At 58.5% G+C, this 15,024-nt stretch carries 13 protein-coding genes and 2 pseudogenes; 13 read left to right on the top strand and 2 right to left on the bottom strand.

Annotation, left to right across the window (positions count from 1 at the left end; all coding sequences use genetic code 11):
* The 3 genes and pseudogenes from BV95_RS19505 to BV95_RS19495 all read left to right on the top strand — a co-directional run.
* Window positions 1–163: pseudogene (locus BV95_RS19505) on the top strand (IS5/IS1182 family transposase); the annotation flags it as partial.
* Window positions 164–1,015, top strand: a complete 852-nt coding sequence (locus tag BV95_RS19500; RefSeq protein ID WP_051749906.1) for an alpha/beta hydrolase family protein — start codon at window positions 164–166, stop codon at window positions 1,013–1,015. It begins immediately after the preceding pseudogene.
* A gap of 71 nt (window positions 1,016–1,086) precedes the next feature.
* Window positions 1,087–1,923, top strand: coding sequence for an alpha/beta fold hydrolase (locus BV95_RS19495; RefSeq protein WP_037456064.1), 837 nt, complete (start codon window positions 1,087–1,089; stop codon window positions 1,921–1,923).
* Window positions 1,924–1,988: 65 nt separating this feature from the next.
* Here BV95_RS19495 and BV95_RS19490 read toward each other — a convergent pair whose 3' ends face one another.
* Entirely contained in the window at window positions 1,989–4,403 is a 2,415-nt protein-coding gene (locus BV95_RS19490) for a membrane-bound PQQ-dependent dehydrogenase, glucose/quinate/shikimate family (RefSeq protein WP_051749905.1), read from the bottom strand.
* Between the two features lie 647 nt (window positions 4,404–5,050).
* Window positions 5,051–5,818: a TetR/AcrR family transcriptional regulator gene (locus BV95_RS19485; RefSeq protein WP_162179770.1), complete on the bottom strand. Its 768-nt coding sequence runs from the start codon at window positions 5,816–5,818 to the stop codon at window positions 5,051–5,053.
* A 492-nt stretch (window positions 5,819–6,310) separates the two neighbouring features.
* On the opposite strand from BV95_RS19485, the gene BV95_RS19480 reads away from it, so the two are divergent.
* From BV95_RS19480 to BV95_RS19445, 10 genes and pseudogenes are all read left to right on the top strand, one after another.
* Entirely contained in the window at window positions 6,311–7,099 is a 789-nt protein-coding gene (locus tag BV95_RS19480) for a maleate cis-trans isomerase family protein (RefSeq protein WP_051749903.1), read from the top strand.
* Between the two features lie 2 nt (window positions 7,100–7,101).
* Window positions 7,102–8,391, top strand: coding sequence for an alpha/beta hydrolase family protein (locus tag BV95_RS19475; RefSeq protein WP_156028717.1), 1,290 nt, complete (start codon window positions 7,102–7,104; stop codon window positions 8,389–8,391).
* Window positions 8,381–9,004: a VOC family protein gene (locus tag BV95_RS19470; protein WP_202901580.1), complete on the top strand. Its 624-nt coding sequence runs from the start codon at window positions 8,381–8,383 to the stop codon at window positions 9,002–9,004. The genes BV95_RS19475 and BV95_RS19470 overlap by 11 nt, the downstream gene beginning before the upstream one ends.
* A 1-nt stretch (window position 9,005) precedes the next feature.
* Window positions 9,006–9,263 carry a hypothetical protein gene (locus tag BV95_RS24395; RefSeq protein WP_051749902.1) on the top strand — a complete coding sequence of 86 codons (258 nt, stop codon included), beginning with the start codon at window positions 9,006–9,008 and terminating at the stop codon, window positions 9,261–9,263.
* Window positions 9,260–9,352: pseudogene (locus tag BV95_RS24970) on the top strand (NAD(P)-binding protein); the annotation flags it as partial. The gene BV95_RS24395 and the pseudogene BV95_RS24970, both read left to right, overlap by 4 nt.
* A gap of 57 nt (window positions 9,353–9,409) precedes the next feature.
* Complete coding sequence (locus tag BV95_RS19465) at window positions 9,410–10,405, top strand: FAD-dependent monooxygenase (RefSeq protein WP_234703252.1); 996 nt, start codon at window positions 9,410–9,412, stop codon at window positions 10,403–10,405.
* Window positions 10,365–12,131 (top strand): AMP-binding protein, encoded by a 1,767-nt coding sequence (locus tag BV95_RS19460; protein WP_081873464.1) that lies wholly within the window; start codon window positions 10,365–10,367, stop codon window positions 12,129–12,131. The genes BV95_RS19465 and BV95_RS19460 overlap by 41 nt, the downstream gene beginning before the upstream one ends.
* 86 nt (window positions 12,132–12,217) lie before the next feature.
* Window positions 12,218–13,213 carry a quinone oxidoreductase family protein gene (locus BV95_RS19455; RefSeq protein WP_037456055.1) on the top strand — a complete coding sequence of 332 codons (996 nt, stop codon included), beginning with the start codon at window positions 12,218–12,220 and terminating at the stop codon, window positions 13,211–13,213.
* 305 nt (window positions 13,214–13,518) lie between these two features.
* A complete protein-coding gene (locus tag BV95_RS19450; protein WP_082808005.1) occupies window positions 13,519–14,280 on the top strand; it encodes a TetR/AcrR family transcriptional regulator in 762 nt (253 codons plus the stop codon).
* A gap of 174 nt (window positions 14,281–14,454) precedes the next feature.
* A complete protein-coding gene (locus BV95_RS19445) occupies window positions 14,455–15,024 on the top strand; it encodes a nuclear transport factor 2 family protein (protein WP_051749900.1) in 570 nt (189 codons plus the stop codon).

Genomic DNA, 15,024 nt, shown 5'->3' with positions numbered 1-15,024 from the left:
AAAAATCGACTGCGACTTCCATGCCTATCGCTGGAGGCACCTCGTCGAGAACTTCTTCTGTAGCCTCAAAACATTCCGGCGCATCGCTACCCGATACGAGAAAACTGATCAGAGCTACCGCGCCATGATCAACCTTGCGGCCCTGAAGATCGCTATGCGCTAAATGTCCACACGCCTTAGTGAAGCGGGGCTGTATTATGAGGATATTTTCTTTCCTTCGGAAGACGGCGTTCCTCTGGAGGGATGGTTCATTCCCCGTGACGGATCGAACAAACTGATCCTGTGCAATCATCCCCGCTGGTTCAACCGCGCAGGCCTTCCCTCCCATATTGAGCCCTGGAAGTCGCTGGGCGGTTCGGCAGGCAATGATTTTGAGGTTAACTTTGTCCCGGATTATAAAATCCTGCACGACGCGGGGTACAATGTACTTGCCTACGACCTGCGCAATTTCGGTCAAAGCGGCGCTGCGAACGGTGGGGTCTTTTCGGTGGGCAATTATGAATCCCGGGACGTCGTCGGTTCACTTAACTACGTCCGAAGTCGCGCCGATACGCGTGGTATGACGATAGGGCTTTTCAGTCGCTGTGTGGGCGGAAATGCAACCATGTACGCGATGACCCGGAGGCCCGATGCTTTCGAAGGCGTCCGGTGCATGGTGTGTCCACAGCCTCTGTCAGCCCGTGTCTCACTTGGACGGGCGCTGGAGCGGTTAGGAATAAGTAATGAATATATGGAACGACTGGATGAGAAGATAAGATTGTACACCAGTTTTTCTATAGATCAATTCTCACCAGTACCGTGGGCTGAAAATGTAAAGATACCCACGTTTTTATACCAGGTTCGGGAGGATGTTTATACAAACCCTGGCGATGTCCAAGCCATATTCGATAATATCCCCATATCAGATAAGAAGCTCTACTGGGTCGAGGGAACAACACGCCGTTGGGACGGATATACCTATTTCCAGCGCGATCCGGTTCAGATGCTGGAATGGTTCGATCACTATATGGGTTGAGGGGATGCTGAAGCGGTGATCAGCTGAGCATCGCCGCGCCGGCATCGAACTGAACGAGGAGGAGAACTGCCATGGGCTACGTGACAACAGGCGATGGAGTTGAAATCTTCTACAAGGATTGGGGGCCCAGAGACGCGCAGCCGATCCATTTCCACCATGGTTGGCCTCTTTCCTCGGACGATTGGGATTCACAGATGCTGTTCTTTCTGCAGAATGGCTACCGTGTGATCGCTCATGACAGGCGGGGGCATGGCCGATCGGCCCAAATATGGGACGGACATGATATGGATCATTATGCCGCCGATGCCGCAGCTGTGGTCGCACATCTCGACCTGCACAATGTGATCCATGTCGGTCATTCGACCGGCGGAGGCGAAGTCGCCCGCTATGTCGCTAAATATGGCGAGCCCCAGGGTCGGGTTGCCAAAGCAGTGCTGGTAGCGGCGATACCGCCATTGATGCTGAAGACCGAAGCCAATCCCGAAGGCACTCCGCTAGAGGTGTTCGATGGTTTTCGCGCGGCACTTGCCGCCAATCGGGCGCAATTCTTCCTCGATGTGGCCTCAGGACCGTTCTACGGCTTCAATCGGCCTGGTGCGGAAGTATCGGAAGGTACGATCCGCAATTGGTGGCGGCAAGGCATGATGGGCAGCGCGAAGGCGCATTATGATGGAATTAAAGCCTTTTCGGAGACCGATCAAACGGAGGATCTGAAGGCGATCAGCGTCCCGACGCTCGTGCTGCATGGTGATGATGATCAGGTCGTTCCTTACCGAGCCGCTGCGCTGCTGCAGGCACAATTGTTGCGCAATGCTACTCTTAAAATTTATGAGGGTCTTCCGCATGGCATGCTGACCAGCCATGCGGACAAGATCAACCAAGACCTGCTGGAATTCATCAGGGGGTGAAGCCGGCCAGCGGCGTTGCGGCGAGGGGACGAGGCGCCGGTCCCCAATCGGCCATATCTCCATCTTCAGGGTAGCGCATATGCGATCACATAGTCGCCTGTGTCGGGCGATTCCCGCGACCCGCTGGCGGAAATCACTACATATTGTTTCTTTGTGGTTGGCGAAATGTAGGTCATCGGCGTGGCGCCCGCACCTACCGGGAGCCGGCCTTTCCAAAGCTCCCTGCCTGTCGCGGAATCGATCGCGCGGAGATAGAAATCCTGCGTGCCGGCGAAAAAGATCAGGCCAGCCCCAGTGACAAGCGGGCCGCCAATGGTCGGCAGACCCATTGGCAATGGCAGGCGCATTTTGATGTTGAGCGGCCCTGTGTCCCGCATCGTACCCATGGGGATCTGCCAGGCGATGCTGCGCGTCTTCATGTCAATGGCCGTCAACGTGCCGTAGGGTGGCGCCTGGCATGGGATGCCCAGCGGAGAGAGGAAGTTCAGATAGATGGCGGCAAAGGGGGTGCCGTTCTGCGGCTGAAAACCGCCATGACCGGGGATGGGTTGAGCGGGGCCGCCAAAACGCTTGACGATCCCGGGACCTTCCCGGTCGGCATCGGCTCGCGGGATGAGGACAAGCTTGTGGGCGACGCGGATGTCGTTGACGATCAGATAGTCGCGCGTCTCGTCGATGGAGGCGCTACCCCAGTTCATGCCACCAAAGACACCGGGGTATAGCAGCGACGGATCAGTGCCCGGTGGCGTGAAGTCGCCCTGGTAGCGCAAGCGGCGGAAGGCGATGCGACACCAGAGCTGATCGAAGGGAGTCGCGCCCCACATGTCCGCCTCCGTCAAGCGCTTCGCGCCGATCGCGGGCATTCCGACGGAATAGGGCTGCGTTCGGAACGTCCAATCTCCGGGCGCCGCGCCTTGCGGCACCGGCCGCTCCGCGACAGGCGCCACGGGAACACCGGTGCGCCGGTCAAGGACGAATATCTGGCCGCGCTTCGTCGGTTGTATGACGGCTGGAATGCGGCCGCCCCGACCATCCGGAATGTCGGCCAGCGTCGGTTGCGACGGAAGGTCATAGTCCCACAGGTCGTGGTGGACGGTTTGGAACGTCCAGCGCTTCTTGCCGGTAGCAAGGTCGAGCGCGACGATTGCTGACGTGTGGCGTTCCGATTCCTTCGAACGGGCGCCACCCCAATGGTCCGCCGCGGGATTGCCAGTTGGAAGGAAGACCAGGCCGCGTGCTTCGTCGACCGACGGAGGGGCCCACACATTGGGCGTCCCCCGCGTGAAGACGGTTTCCTTGCCGGGTAAGGCGTTGCTGTCGCGGACGTTGCCCAGGTCCCACACCCAGCGGAGGGAGCCGGTATTGGCGTCAAATGCCCGGACGACGCCTGATGGCACGTCAAGATCGGCATTGTCGACCACCGCTCCGCCTATGATGATAAGTCCCTTCGCAATAGTTGGGGCGGAGGTCATGAAATAGTAGCCGGGCTTGACCTCGCCCAGGCCTTCGCGAAGATCGACGGTGCCTGCCTTGCCGAAGTCGGGGCAGGGCTTGCCGCTGTTGGCGTCGATTTCAATCAGGCGCGCATCCATCGTGGCTATGACAATGCGGGCGGCACAGATCTTCGCGGCGGGGGATTCATGAAAGGCGACGCTCCGACACCGCTGCCAGAATGGCGCTTCAACACGGGGGTTATAGGTCCAGAGGATTTTGCCGGTATCGACATCGAGCGCATGAACGATGTTGTGGGGACTACACGTGAATAACCGGTTTCCTACCTGAAGCGGCGTATTTTCGTCGGCTGCGCCACCTGTCGGAATATCTCCCGTGCGCGCGATCCACGCGATCTTCAAGGCGCCCACATTCTGTTTGTTGATCTGGTTCAGCGGCGCGAAGCGACGTCCTTCGTTTGTCCGCCCATAGGCCGTCCACCCGGCGGAGGCATCGCTGTAAATCCGGCCTGTCGCCGGCGTTTCAGCATCGGGCTGGAGGACGCCTTGAGGGTTAAAGGCGGCGATGCCGAAGCCGACAAGCGCCAGGACCATCAAAGCTGCGCCTGCGTATCCCATCCGCTTCAGAGGAAGGCGCCGCTCCTTGCCCAGCCCGTCCCCGCCTTTTTTTACGAACGCCTCAGCTTGCGGAAGAAAAATGAGCGAAAGGCAGACGGGGATAGCGAGCACCGTGGGCGCGATGATCCGCGGGGCCAAGGCCCATAGTTGCAGGCCAACCTCGCCCACAGCCCATAAGATCGTGGCGCCATATATAAGCGCGTAAATCCATACGCCCCACAAGTTCTGCCGAAAAAAAAAGACACCGCTTACGACGAGGAAGAGGCCCGCAAGAGCGTAATAAGGCGATCCGTTCAATGAAACGAGGACCGCACCACCATAGGTCATCACGACGCCGATCAAGATCAGTACGACGCCCAACGATCTTGAAAACCAGGATTTGTGCTTTGATGCAATCACGGCGTTATTCATTATCAATCCTCTGAGATCGTCGTCCGCGCCGGGGAGAGCTGGATGGCGCGCCATATGATGTTGCTCGTCTGTCGATATTGACGGATTGATTGCGTCGTCGACCGGGTGATCGTCGCAACATCGCTAGCGATTGCAGATGGTCTCAAACGCCTCTTCATCCGTCGATCCTCTCGGGGCGATGGCGCTTTGGAGCACCTTATCGCCTGCGTTCTTACCTAGCCGCCGATTGTGTTGATCGGCATCAAGGCGGCATGGGACGTCAACCGAACTTACTATAAAGTCGGAAATACGACATATAAATAAAAAGTCAATCTATGCGCGTTGTAGCCGGGGAGAGGGGCGTCGCTGGCCGACAGCGCGCTATTGCAGTCTTAGGGCGTCGTATGATCGCCCGGGGACGTAAATGCCAAGGGCAGAAGCGCGGTCATGGCGTCGGCGATCCACCTCTTGCCGCCATCGCTTTGAGCCAAGAGGCCGTTCGAAGGGCTGTCGCATAAATCCAGCGCCTTTCTCTCGGTGGGGGCCTTCGTACGGGCCCGGTCGAGGGCAAGTCATCTGGCGACCGGAAGCAAGATTCCGGCCTCCATTCATTTATCGCATCGAATTCAATTTTCGCTCAGATCCGAGCCGGATCTGGAGTGGTGTCGTCAACTCTTAAGCAGATGCTCCAGATGTGCGACGTCTTCCTTCAGAATTCGCAACACGTCGCTCATTCTGTCACTCCGCGAGCGATGCGCATCGGGGCGCAGTACGGAGTGTAACGCCATTTCGGAAATCATGTCGGCGATCTCGTGCCGATGCATACGCCCCTCCGGCTTGAACCACCACGCCGTCCAGTTCCGCATTCCGGCGATGGTCAGCGCTGCGACATGGGCGTCGACCGGACGAAATTTACCGACCGCGACCCCGCGCTCGATGATCCTCGTGATATGCTCCAGGATGGCCTTCTTGGAGACGTCATGCTTTTCTCTGAGTTCGTCCGGCATCTCCGTCTCCGAACGATCGAGGACGCGGAACATCACAGGATTATCGAGCACCCACATCGTCGAAATCCTCACGACGCTGCGGAGCGCTTCCTCAGGGTCCTGGTCTTCGGGGGCGTCAATCTTGTCCAATTGGGCCGCGAATGAGAAGGTCACCTCCTCGATCAGCGCCTCCAGGATTTTTTCCTTGCTTGGGAAATGATAGTAAAGGCCGGGCCGGCTCATGCCAAGCGCGTCTGCAACATCGCGCAGATTGGTTCCGCCGAAACCGCGTTCTGCGAACAATTCGGCTGCAGCGCTCAACATGGCTCTGCGCACAAGGCCGCTACGGTGACGGTTGGACGGCTCGCTGGCTTCGTCGACCGTTTCGGTTGGGGCTGGGTTGCTTGCCTTTGTTCGCTTGCCAGCGACCGCCGCCGTCCTTCTCGCCACGCTCAACTCCCTAATACAGCACGGCGCCATTTGCGAAAATGCTTACCCGCCGACACATAAACGCCGCAAACCATGTTCGAAAGCCTTGCATAGCGCAAGCGCCATCTGGGTCGGGACGCCAGCGGCGATATCCCCCTCACCGGGCTCGTCAAATATTCTGGTTGGCGAATATGCCCGGATGGCCGGGCGCGTCGCTCAGTAGGTTCGCGATCCCTACAGGGCTGTACTGGCAAGGTGGGGAGGGGGGCGCCGCCGTACCCTGTCGTAGCGCTCCTGAAACTGGCCAGCCCTGACTCCTGAACTTTTTTTCCAACATATGCGCTATTATCGCCGCCAGGCCGGCGATACCGACTTCCAGAAAATCCGGCTCTGCAAGCGTCGCATGGGACTGCGCAACGCAGACGGCTGCACGCGCGCCTTGACTTGACTATACACGATAGTTATTTATTGGACTTAAGCGTTGATACCAGAAAGCGGGATGGGATTTCCTTCATGAGCAAGCGGGCCTTCAGAGTCGGGCAGATCGTTCCAAGTTCGAATACGACGATGGAAACCGAAGTTCCGGCGATCTTGCAGCGTTATGGCGAATCCCATGGCGTCAATTTCACCTTCCATTCGAGCCGGATGCGCATGAAGAAGGTCACCAAGGAAGAACTCGCGGCGATGGACCGTGATTCCGACCGTTGCGCGCTGGAACTGTCGGACGCCCGGATGGATGTGATGGGCTATGCCTGTCTCGTTGCGATCATGAGCATGGGGCATGGCTACCATCGGGAATCGGAGCGGCGGCTGCACCAGCGTACGGTTGAAAATGGGGGTCCCGCGCCTGTCGTCACGAGCGCCGGCGCGCTCGTCGAGGGGCTGCATGCGCTCGGCGCCAAGCGCGTCGCGATAATCGCGCCTTATATGAAGCCGCTGACCAAGCTTGTCATTGACTATATCGAAGCCGAGGGCGTCGAGGTGCTTGATAGCATCTCGCTTGAGATCGAGGACAATCTTGCGGTGGGAGCGCGCGATCCGCTTGCGCTGCTCGACATCGCGCCGAAGCTTAATATCGCCAATGCCGATGCAGTGGTGTTGTCGGCCTGCGTACAGATGCCTTCACTCGCCGCCGTGCCGATAGTCGAAAAGAGTCTTGGCGTTCCCGTTGTCTCCTCGGCGATCTCGACCGCATTCCGCATGTTGGAGGAACTGGAACTGCAAACCGTTGTCGAAGGCGCGGGCGCGCTGCTGTCCGGCCGCTATTCGAGTGCGGCCAAAACCGTAGCGAAGGCAGGCTGATCATGGTCGATCCCAAGCAAGAGGCGATTACCGCCGGGCTCCGTGGGGCGTTCTGGGATGCGGACCGGCCCGTGCCGGACGACGTGAAGTTAAGCGTCCACCCGCTGCGGACACATGACGGCGCGACGATTTCGGGATTTTTCTACGCGCGTGGCGATGAAAAGGTTGCCGCGGTCGTCATGCATCCGCGCGAGCATCTGGTTCCGTTCTACCTCCCCGCTGAACTGACGCGACAGGGCATTGCCGTGTGCTTGCCGACGCCCCGACTGATCGGCAACGATATTCGGCTCGAGCATGAACTGGCTATCCTTGATGTCGCCGCGGCCGTAAGCTTCCTTAGGGTGCAGGGCTTTGAAAAGATCCTGCTCGTCGGCAATTCCGGTGGCGGGCCTTTGTTCGCATTCTACAATCAGCAGGCGCTGCTCGCGCCGGAGAAGCGCCTTACCCGTACCCCTGCGGGCAAGCAGGTTCCCCTAGCAGAAGCCGAGATGATCCCACCAGACGGCATTGTCTTCGTGTCGGCGCATCTGGGGCAGGGAAGGCTTCTGATGAACGGGGTGGACCCTTCGGTCGTGGACGAGCAGGACCCCATGAGCAGCGATCCCGCCCTCGATCCGTTCAGCACTGCTAACGGATTCTCGGGCAAGGGCGCGACCTATGCGCCGGAGTTCGTTGCACGCTACCGCGCGGCGCAGATCGAGCGCGTCCGACGTCTCGATAGTCATGCGTTGGAAATTGTCGCGCGCCGCGTGGCGGCCCGAAAGCGGATCAAGGAGGGCGGAGCGACGCCTGCCGATCGCATGGAAGCGGCCTACACACCAATCTTCCCGGTCTGGCGCACCGACGCCGATCTGCGTTGTTGGGATCTTTCGATCGACCCGTCCGATCGTAAGCTTGGAAGTTTGTGGGGCGCCAATCCGGCCGTCTCGAACCTCGGCAGCATCGGCTTTGGCAGGCTGTGCACCGCAGACAGTTGGCTGTCGACCTGGTCTGGGCTGTCTTCCAACGCTTCCATGGAAAAATGCGCGCCTGCGATAGAGCAGCCGACACTTTTCATCGAATATACCGGCGACGCCTCGACGTTCCCCGAAGATACCCAAGCCATTTTCGACTGGCTGGGGACCTCGGACAAGCAGCGCATGAAGGTGGCTGGCGATCATCATGGCCGCCCCATCCATGAAGGCGATCCCAACCCACGGCCCCTCGTCGGCCAGAGGATAGGGGAATGGGTGGCCGAGCGCTTTTCCGAACAGTCCAATTCTACGTTGAAGGAGGCAAGTCATGCTGACTAATGCCGATGCCAAGGTTCAAGGCCCCGCCATCGAAACCGCCGTGGCGCTGAAAGGCGTCCATCACACCGCGCGCCCGACCTGGAAGCTGAAGGAGACGGTGCACTTTTATCGCGACGTGCTGGAACTGAAGCTCTGTCATGCGATCTGCGCGCGGGGCTGGGGGCCGGACGACCATCCGGACTTCATTCACTTCTTCTTTGAATCCGGACAGGGGAGCACAATCGCCTTCTTCTATTATTTGCAGACTGCGCAGCCGGTGGACAACGTCCCGCAGGGCAGTTTTGTGTATAATTCCGTGCACACTGCCTGGCGGGTCGACACGCGGGAGGAACTGCTGGCCTGGAAGGAGAAGCTGGAAGGCAAGGGCTTCGAAGTCATGCAGGTTCCGCATGAGATACTCGAATCGATATATGTGACGGACCCCAATGGATATGCGGTAGAGATCGCGTGGCAGACGCGTGCGATGAACGCCTATGACGAGGTCGACGCCAGACTGACGCTGGAAGCCGCGATTTCGATCGAAAATGAAACCGGCGACCGCGTCCAGGCTATTGACGATATCTGGAAGCGCAAAGCGCGCATGGTCGATGCATACCTGGCGGAGAGCGAATGATATGCCGAAAATTCATGTGGTTGATGTGCCCGAATTTTCAGGGCTGATTGAATGCGCGCGCGGACAGGAAGGCGTCCGGGTCAGTGAAACCCGCAAGGGTTACATTACGATATCCAGTGACGAGGAACTGGTGTTTACACGACGTGGATGTGGCTTCAAGCCGGCGCTTTGGTACACATGCCTGAGCGGCGGCATCGACGGTTCGATCCGTGAATATGGCCGGGACACGTTACGGATCGGCGAGAAGGTCGCAGGGTGAAGATCGCGATTGTCGGCGGTGGGCCTGCCGGGCTTTATTTCGCGCGATTGATGAAGCGGTCGCGACCGGATGTCGATGTCGATCTTTTCGAGCGCGGCCCTGAGGGCGCGACGTGGGGTTTCGGCGTCGGTCTGGGCGGGCGCACGATGAAGGAAATCGAAGATACAGATCCCGACGTTTATGAGAAAATGACGGCCTCGATGCGGTTCACCCAAGAACAGAAAATACATTTGAACGGCGAGGAATTCAGGATTGAATATGGGTCGGCCGCAGGAGCAATATCGCGACTGAGGCTCCTGCAGATTCTGGCGGCAGGATGCCGCGATGTTGGTGTAAACCTGCATTTCGAAACGCCGGTGGACAGTGCGGACGATCTGGACGGCTATGACCTGATTGTGGCATCGGACGGCGCCAATTCACGTTTGCGCCAGGAGCGCGAAGTCGAGTTTGGAACGGAACGCCGCATATTGGGTAATCGCTTCGCCTGGTACGGCGTTGCTCGCCCTATGGAACCGATGGCGTTGATCTTCCGCACCTTTGAGGAAGGGACCTTCATCGGGCACTATTATGCCTATTCGGACGCCATGAGCACGTTCGTCACCGAATGCGACGAGAGGACATGGTACAAGTTCGGCCTGGATCGGATGACCGACGATGAACGCAAGGCGGAGATGGAACGGGTCTTTGCGCCAGAGTTGATGGGCGAGCGCCTCATCGCCAACCATTCGATCTGGCGTCAGTTTCCGGCCGTGACCAACGAGCATTTCTATAGCGGCAACATCGTCTTGCTTGGGGACAGCCAGCGGGTCGCGCATTTTTCCATCGGATCGGGCACCCGCCTGGCGATGGAGGATGCCGCAGCGCTCCATCAAGCATTTCAAGAATGCGAACAGGATGTCGCAGCCGCCTTGGCGCGCTTCGAGCATATCCGACGTCCAGGTCGACAGAAATTCGGTGAGGCTGCCCGGCTGAGTTTTGAATGGTATGAGGAAGTCGCCCGGCACATGCAGCAGCCGCTGGTGCCCTTCATCCACGATTTTCTGACGCGGACCGGACGTATCAACGAGGAACGGCTTCGCGCTTACGCGCCCGGCTTCTACGATGCTTACCAAAGCTTTCGCGATAGCGCGCGGCCGCAGTGAGCAAGAACAAGAATTTCTGAAGGGAGAGAATGCCATGGTCGGCGTGAAAAGGCCAATGCCCGGCGTAACCTATATTCCGAATGCGGTGCTTGAATATTACGCCGGCGAAGGTGTTCTCAAGGACGAGACATTGTCCGATGCGTTGACCGCCTCGTGCGCGCGGTGGCCTGATCGGGTGGCCTTGTCGGAACCAGGGGTCACGATCACCTATCGGCAATTTGACGAGATCACGGACCGGGCTGCGGCCGCGCTGCATCGGCTTGGCCTGAGACCGCTCGACCGCGTGATATTTCAGGCGATCAATTCAAAGGAACTCCTGTTCGCCTTTTTCGGCTGCATCAAGGCAGGGCTCATCCCCATCTGCACTCTTGCCGCGCACCGCGCGCATGAAATCCTTCAAATCGGCGGGCAGGCCGAAGCGAAGGCTCATATAGTTTCATATGCGCCGGTCGGGTTTGATCTCGTGGAATTTGCGCTGGAGATGCGCGACCGCCTGCCCAGCGTGGAACATGTCATCGCCATCCAGTGTGGCATGGATACGCCCCACGGCGCGCCGTCCTTCGAGGCACTTTGGCAGGCAGAGGATCCCGGAACTGCAAAGGCCACCGTTGCTCGCATTCGTGCGGAACTCGATCCTTATCAGGTCTGTGTCTTTCAGCTTTCGGGTGGCACCAGCGGCACGCCAAAGATAATCCCGCGTTTCCACAATGAGTATGTCTATACTGCGGGCCAGATTTCCCGCTTTTTCGGCTTCGACGAAACCGTCGTAAGCTTCACGCCCAACCCGATGATGCATAATATGCCAATGGCGTGTTTCATCTTGCCGGCGCTGCTTGTAGGAGGCGAAGTCGCTATCGCGACTTCCCCCAAGATCGAGATGATCGCCGCCGCCATCAAGGAGCGTCGTCCGACCTGGTGCGCTATCATGCTGGTCCATATTCTGCGCCTGAAAGAACTGGGGCTTATTGATGAAAACAGCTTTGCGGGGGCTTATGGCCTGATTTGCCCCGAGAAGCCGTCAAAGCTCAGCGCGCTCATCAATGCGCCGGCCTATACGCTCTTCGGCATGACTGAAGGCCTGCTTTGCCATACGCGTAAAGAAGATTCCCTGGCGGCGATCGAGATTTCGGTCGGGAACTCAATTTCCCCCTATGATGAAATCAGACTGGTCGAGCCGGGCAGTGAACGCGACGTCGAGCCGGGTCAGATCGGCGAGCTAATCGTGCGCGGGCCGTCGGTGACGCGGGGATACTATATGTCCCCGGAGCGCAATGCAGAGGCCTTTACCAGCGACCATTATTACCGCAGTGGGGACTTGCTGAGTTGGCGTATTGTGGACGGCAAACGCTACCTGTCGTTCGAGGGGCGCGTGAAGGATGTCATTGATCGCGGCGGTGAGAAGATCAACGCGTCGGAGGTCGAGCGCCTCATGAACGAGCATCCCAAAATTACAGCGACGATGTGCGTGGGAATGCCTGACCCCGCCTTTGGCGAACGGATGTGTGCCTTCGTGGTGTTGGCCGAAGGGGCCACCGGTATCGAACTTGCCGAAGTAACCCAACATCTGGACGGCCTGGGAGTAGCGAAGTTCAAGTTTCCCGAGCGGATCGAAATCGTTCATGGATTTCCTATTGCCGTTTCGGGCAAGCCTTCCAAGCCGATGTTGCGGGATATGATCACCCAGAAGCTGGCCGAGGAAAGGGCGCAGCAGGAAAAGGTCGCCTGACAATTCTCGTCCATCGGATGCGACCGCGCGTCACTGCGCGAAGCGGATGAAGGCGCGCAAAAATAGTCTAGAAGGAGGAGATGCATATGAAGGCTGCTCGGATTGATCGCTTTGGAGGGCCGGAAATCTTCAACGTCATCGACCTTCCAACTCCTGAGGTAGGCCCCCGACAGATTCTGGTTCGGGTTGCGGCTTGCGGCGTCAATTTTGCGGAGACCAAGCTCCGGCAGAATAAATTCTATCCTATAAGCTTGCCCATTGTGCTGGGATCAGAGGTAGCCGGCACTGTTGAAGCAGTAGGTAGCGAAGTTAACGAATTCGGGATCGGGGACCGCGTGGCCGCGCCTATGTTCGCTGATGCGTCGAGATCGGGGGGGTATGCGGAGCTGGCGGTAGGCCACGCCGACACCGCGGTTCGTCTGCCCGACAATCTCAGTTTCGATGATGCGGTTGCCGCGATGGCGCAGGGATTGACCGCCCTCTATATGGTCAAGACGAACGACGTGGCCGGCAAGCGCGTGCTGATCACCTCTGCCGCCGGCGGGGTAGGATCCTGGCTGATCCAGTTGTGCCGGCAGGCAGGAGCAAAGACCATCGTCGGCGCCGTCAGCAGCGATGCGAAGTTTCAGACTGTTCTCGACCTCGGCGCGTCCGCAGCCATAAACTACGGTATCCAGGGATGGACCGACGCCGCGAGGGAACATTTCGACGGGCACGGTCCGGACATCATATTTGAAGGAGCCGGTGGCGCGGTCATACCGCAATGCCTTGAAATGCTGGAAAACTTCGGGAAATTCATTCTCTACAGTTCCCGAACGATCGATGATCTGTCCATCGGTTCCGCCGAGGCGATGGGTTTGAACTTCAAGAATCAATCTATCGTCGGCTTCTCGCTCGCTGGATTTTCGTCGCCTCGGCATGTACGGGACGGATTGTCCGAACTGTATGAACTCGTCGCTCAGGGCAGCGTCCGAACCATTATCGGAGGACGCTATCCGTTGGACAGGATCGCGGATGCGCATCGCGCCCTGGAATCCCGTGAGACTATCGGGAAGATCCTGCTGACTATTGGACAGAATTGAACGATCGGCTGTCAAGCGCCCTTTCAGCCTTGCTGGATCGGCCGTTGCGGGGCGGGTCAGGTGACTGACCGGTTTGAGCGATCCTGCCGCATGGGGCCGTGATCCCTAATCCCGTGCGCTTCTCGCGACTGATGGCGTCACGACCCTGATAGCTGGTCTTCCATCGCCAGCCGAGCGCAACGCGCGGTGTTCGGCCCGGTTTCGACCAGAATAATGACATAACCTACAAAAGTGTCGAAGTTGGATGGAAATTTCCGCAAAAGGGCATATCGAGCCCCACGGGATACCAGCTAACGGAGCAGGACTTGACGAAAAAGAAAGCAGCGACAGATGTTGCCCTGGCCCGGACAACCGAAGTGGCGCGGGTCACCGATGACGGCGCGGATCGCGCGACCCGGCAACGTGGGGCGCTGGTGCGCAAGGCGATGCTCAAGGCAGCAGCGCAACTTTTCGCCGAGCGCGGCTTTGGCGGCACGAACCTGCGCGATCTGGCGGATGTTTTAGGCATTAGCCGCCCCGGCCTATACTATCACTTCCCCAACAAGGAGAAGATCTTGGAGGCGCTGATCGAGGAGGTGACCCTGTCGAGCGCGTCCCGGCTGGCCGACATTGCTCAGCAAGCTGACAGAGATCCCGAGGAGTCGCTTCGGCTTGTGATGAGGACAGTCACCGAGTGGGTGCTGGAAAACCCGGTGCTGTTCCGGGTGCTCGACCGTTCGGAGGGCGATATGCCGGAGGAACTCAAGCAACGGCACGCTGTATCCAAAAGAGTGATCCTCGATTATTTCACGAATATCATCAAGCGGGGGATCGCGATCGGCAAGTTCCGGCCCGTCGATCCGCACGTCGCAGCACTCAGCATCATCGGGATGCGCAACTGGGCCGCATGGTGGTTCAATCCGGACGGACGCATTCCGCTGAATGATGTCGCCGATACAGTTGCCGACATGGCGGTCCGCTCCTTGCTTCGAGCTGATGCCCACCGCACCCGCAGCGACCGGATCGAGGATGTGCTGCGCATTTTGAAAGAAGATGTGGCGCATCTGGATCATATCGTTAGGGACTGAGAGCGGACTCGGGGGGCGTTCCCAGCTCCGCTCACGGCCCGCAAGCCCGGCGCTCGCAGAATGCATATAAGCAAGTTGACATATTCGTCGAATTACATTCATAATCGTCGACATTCAGTCGCGTCTCTGCAGCCATCGCGCGGAGCCGGTTCTATATCATAAGGGAGAGACGTGATGGGCGTTTGCGCTGATGTGGAAACACTCGCCGCCAAGCAGGCCATCACAGAAGTCCTGCATCGCTACTGCCGCGCCATGGACCGGATGGATCGGGAACTTGCGCAGCAATGCTATCACCCTGACGGAATAGACGAACATAGCGGCCAATATTCCGGCTCAGGCTATGGCTGGGCCGAATGGGTTGAGCGCTTGCATGCGCCGATGACCGCTACTCAGCATGTGTTGACCAACATTTTGATAGAAGTGTCGGGCGATGGCGCTTGGTCGGAATCTTACTGGACACTTCTTCTCCGCATTCCCCATCGGGATCAGCAGATCGACATGTCGGCTGGTGGTCGTTATCTCGATCACTTTACCTGTGTTGATGGCGAATGGGCGATACAGCGTCGCAGGACTATCATCGACTGGCACCGTGCCGACAAACTGGTTGACACGGCGGAAACCGTCGACGGGGAGACGCTTATGGTTCTCGATGCGTCAATGCCGAATTTTATCGCTCGTCGTGACCGGCATGACCCTTCCTATGATTTCCTCGGTGGGCATCGAACTAACTTTGAAACGGTTTGA

It is taken from the genome of Sphingobium chlorophenolicum (assembly GCF_000722875.1).
GTDB lineage: Bacteria > Pseudomonadota > Alphaproteobacteria > Sphingomonadales > Sphingomonadaceae > Sphingobium > Sphingobium chlorophenolicum.
This window is presented reverse-complemented; position numbering and strand designations above follow the sequence as displayed.

Bases quoted from the DNA above. Each gene is read 5' to 3' on its own strand.
- BV95_RS19465 (WP_234703252.1), top strand. From the start codon at position 9,410: ATGAAGGAAATCGAAGATACAGATCCCGACGTTTATGAGAAAATGACG.
- BV95_RS19460 (WP_081873464.1), top strand. From the start codon at position 10,365: ATGCTTACCAAAGCTTTCGCGATAGCGCGCGGCCGCAGTGAGCAAGAA.
- BV95_RS19490 (WP_051749905.1), bottom strand. From the start codon at position 4,403: ATGAATAACGCCGTGATTGCATCAAAGCACAAATCCTGGTTTTCAAGA.
- BV95_RS19480 (WP_051749903.1), top strand. From the start codon at position 6,311: ATGAGCAAGCGGGCCTTCAGAGTCGGGCAGATCGTTCCAAGTTCGAAT.
- BV95_RS24395 (WP_051749902.1), top strand. From the start codon at position 9,006: ATGCCGAAAATTCATGTGGTTGATGTGCCCGAATTTTCAGGGCTGATT.
- BV95_RS19475 (WP_156028717.1), top strand. From the start codon at position 7,102: ATGGTCGATCCCAAGCAAGAGGCGATTACCGCCGGGCTCCGTGGGGCG.
- BV95_RS19470 (WP_202901580.1), top strand. From the start codon at position 8,381: ATGCTGACTAATGCCGATGCCAAGGTTCAAGGCCCCGCCATCGAAACC.
- BV95_RS19445 (WP_051749900.1), top strand. From the start codon at position 14,455: ATGGGCGTTTGCGCTGATGTGGAAACACTCGCCGCCAAGCAGGCCATC.
- BV95_RS19500 (WP_051749906.1), top strand. From the start codon at position 164: ATGTCCACACGCCTTAGTGAAGCGGGGCTGTATTATGAGGATATTTTC.
- BV95_RS19495 (WP_037456064.1), top strand. From the start codon at position 1,087: ATGGGCTACGTGACAACAGGCGATGGAGTTGAAATCTTCTACAAGGAT.
- BV95_RS19455 (WP_037456055.1), top strand. From the start codon at position 12,218: ATGAAGGCTGCTCGGATTGATCGCTTTGGAGGGCCGGAAATCTTCAAC.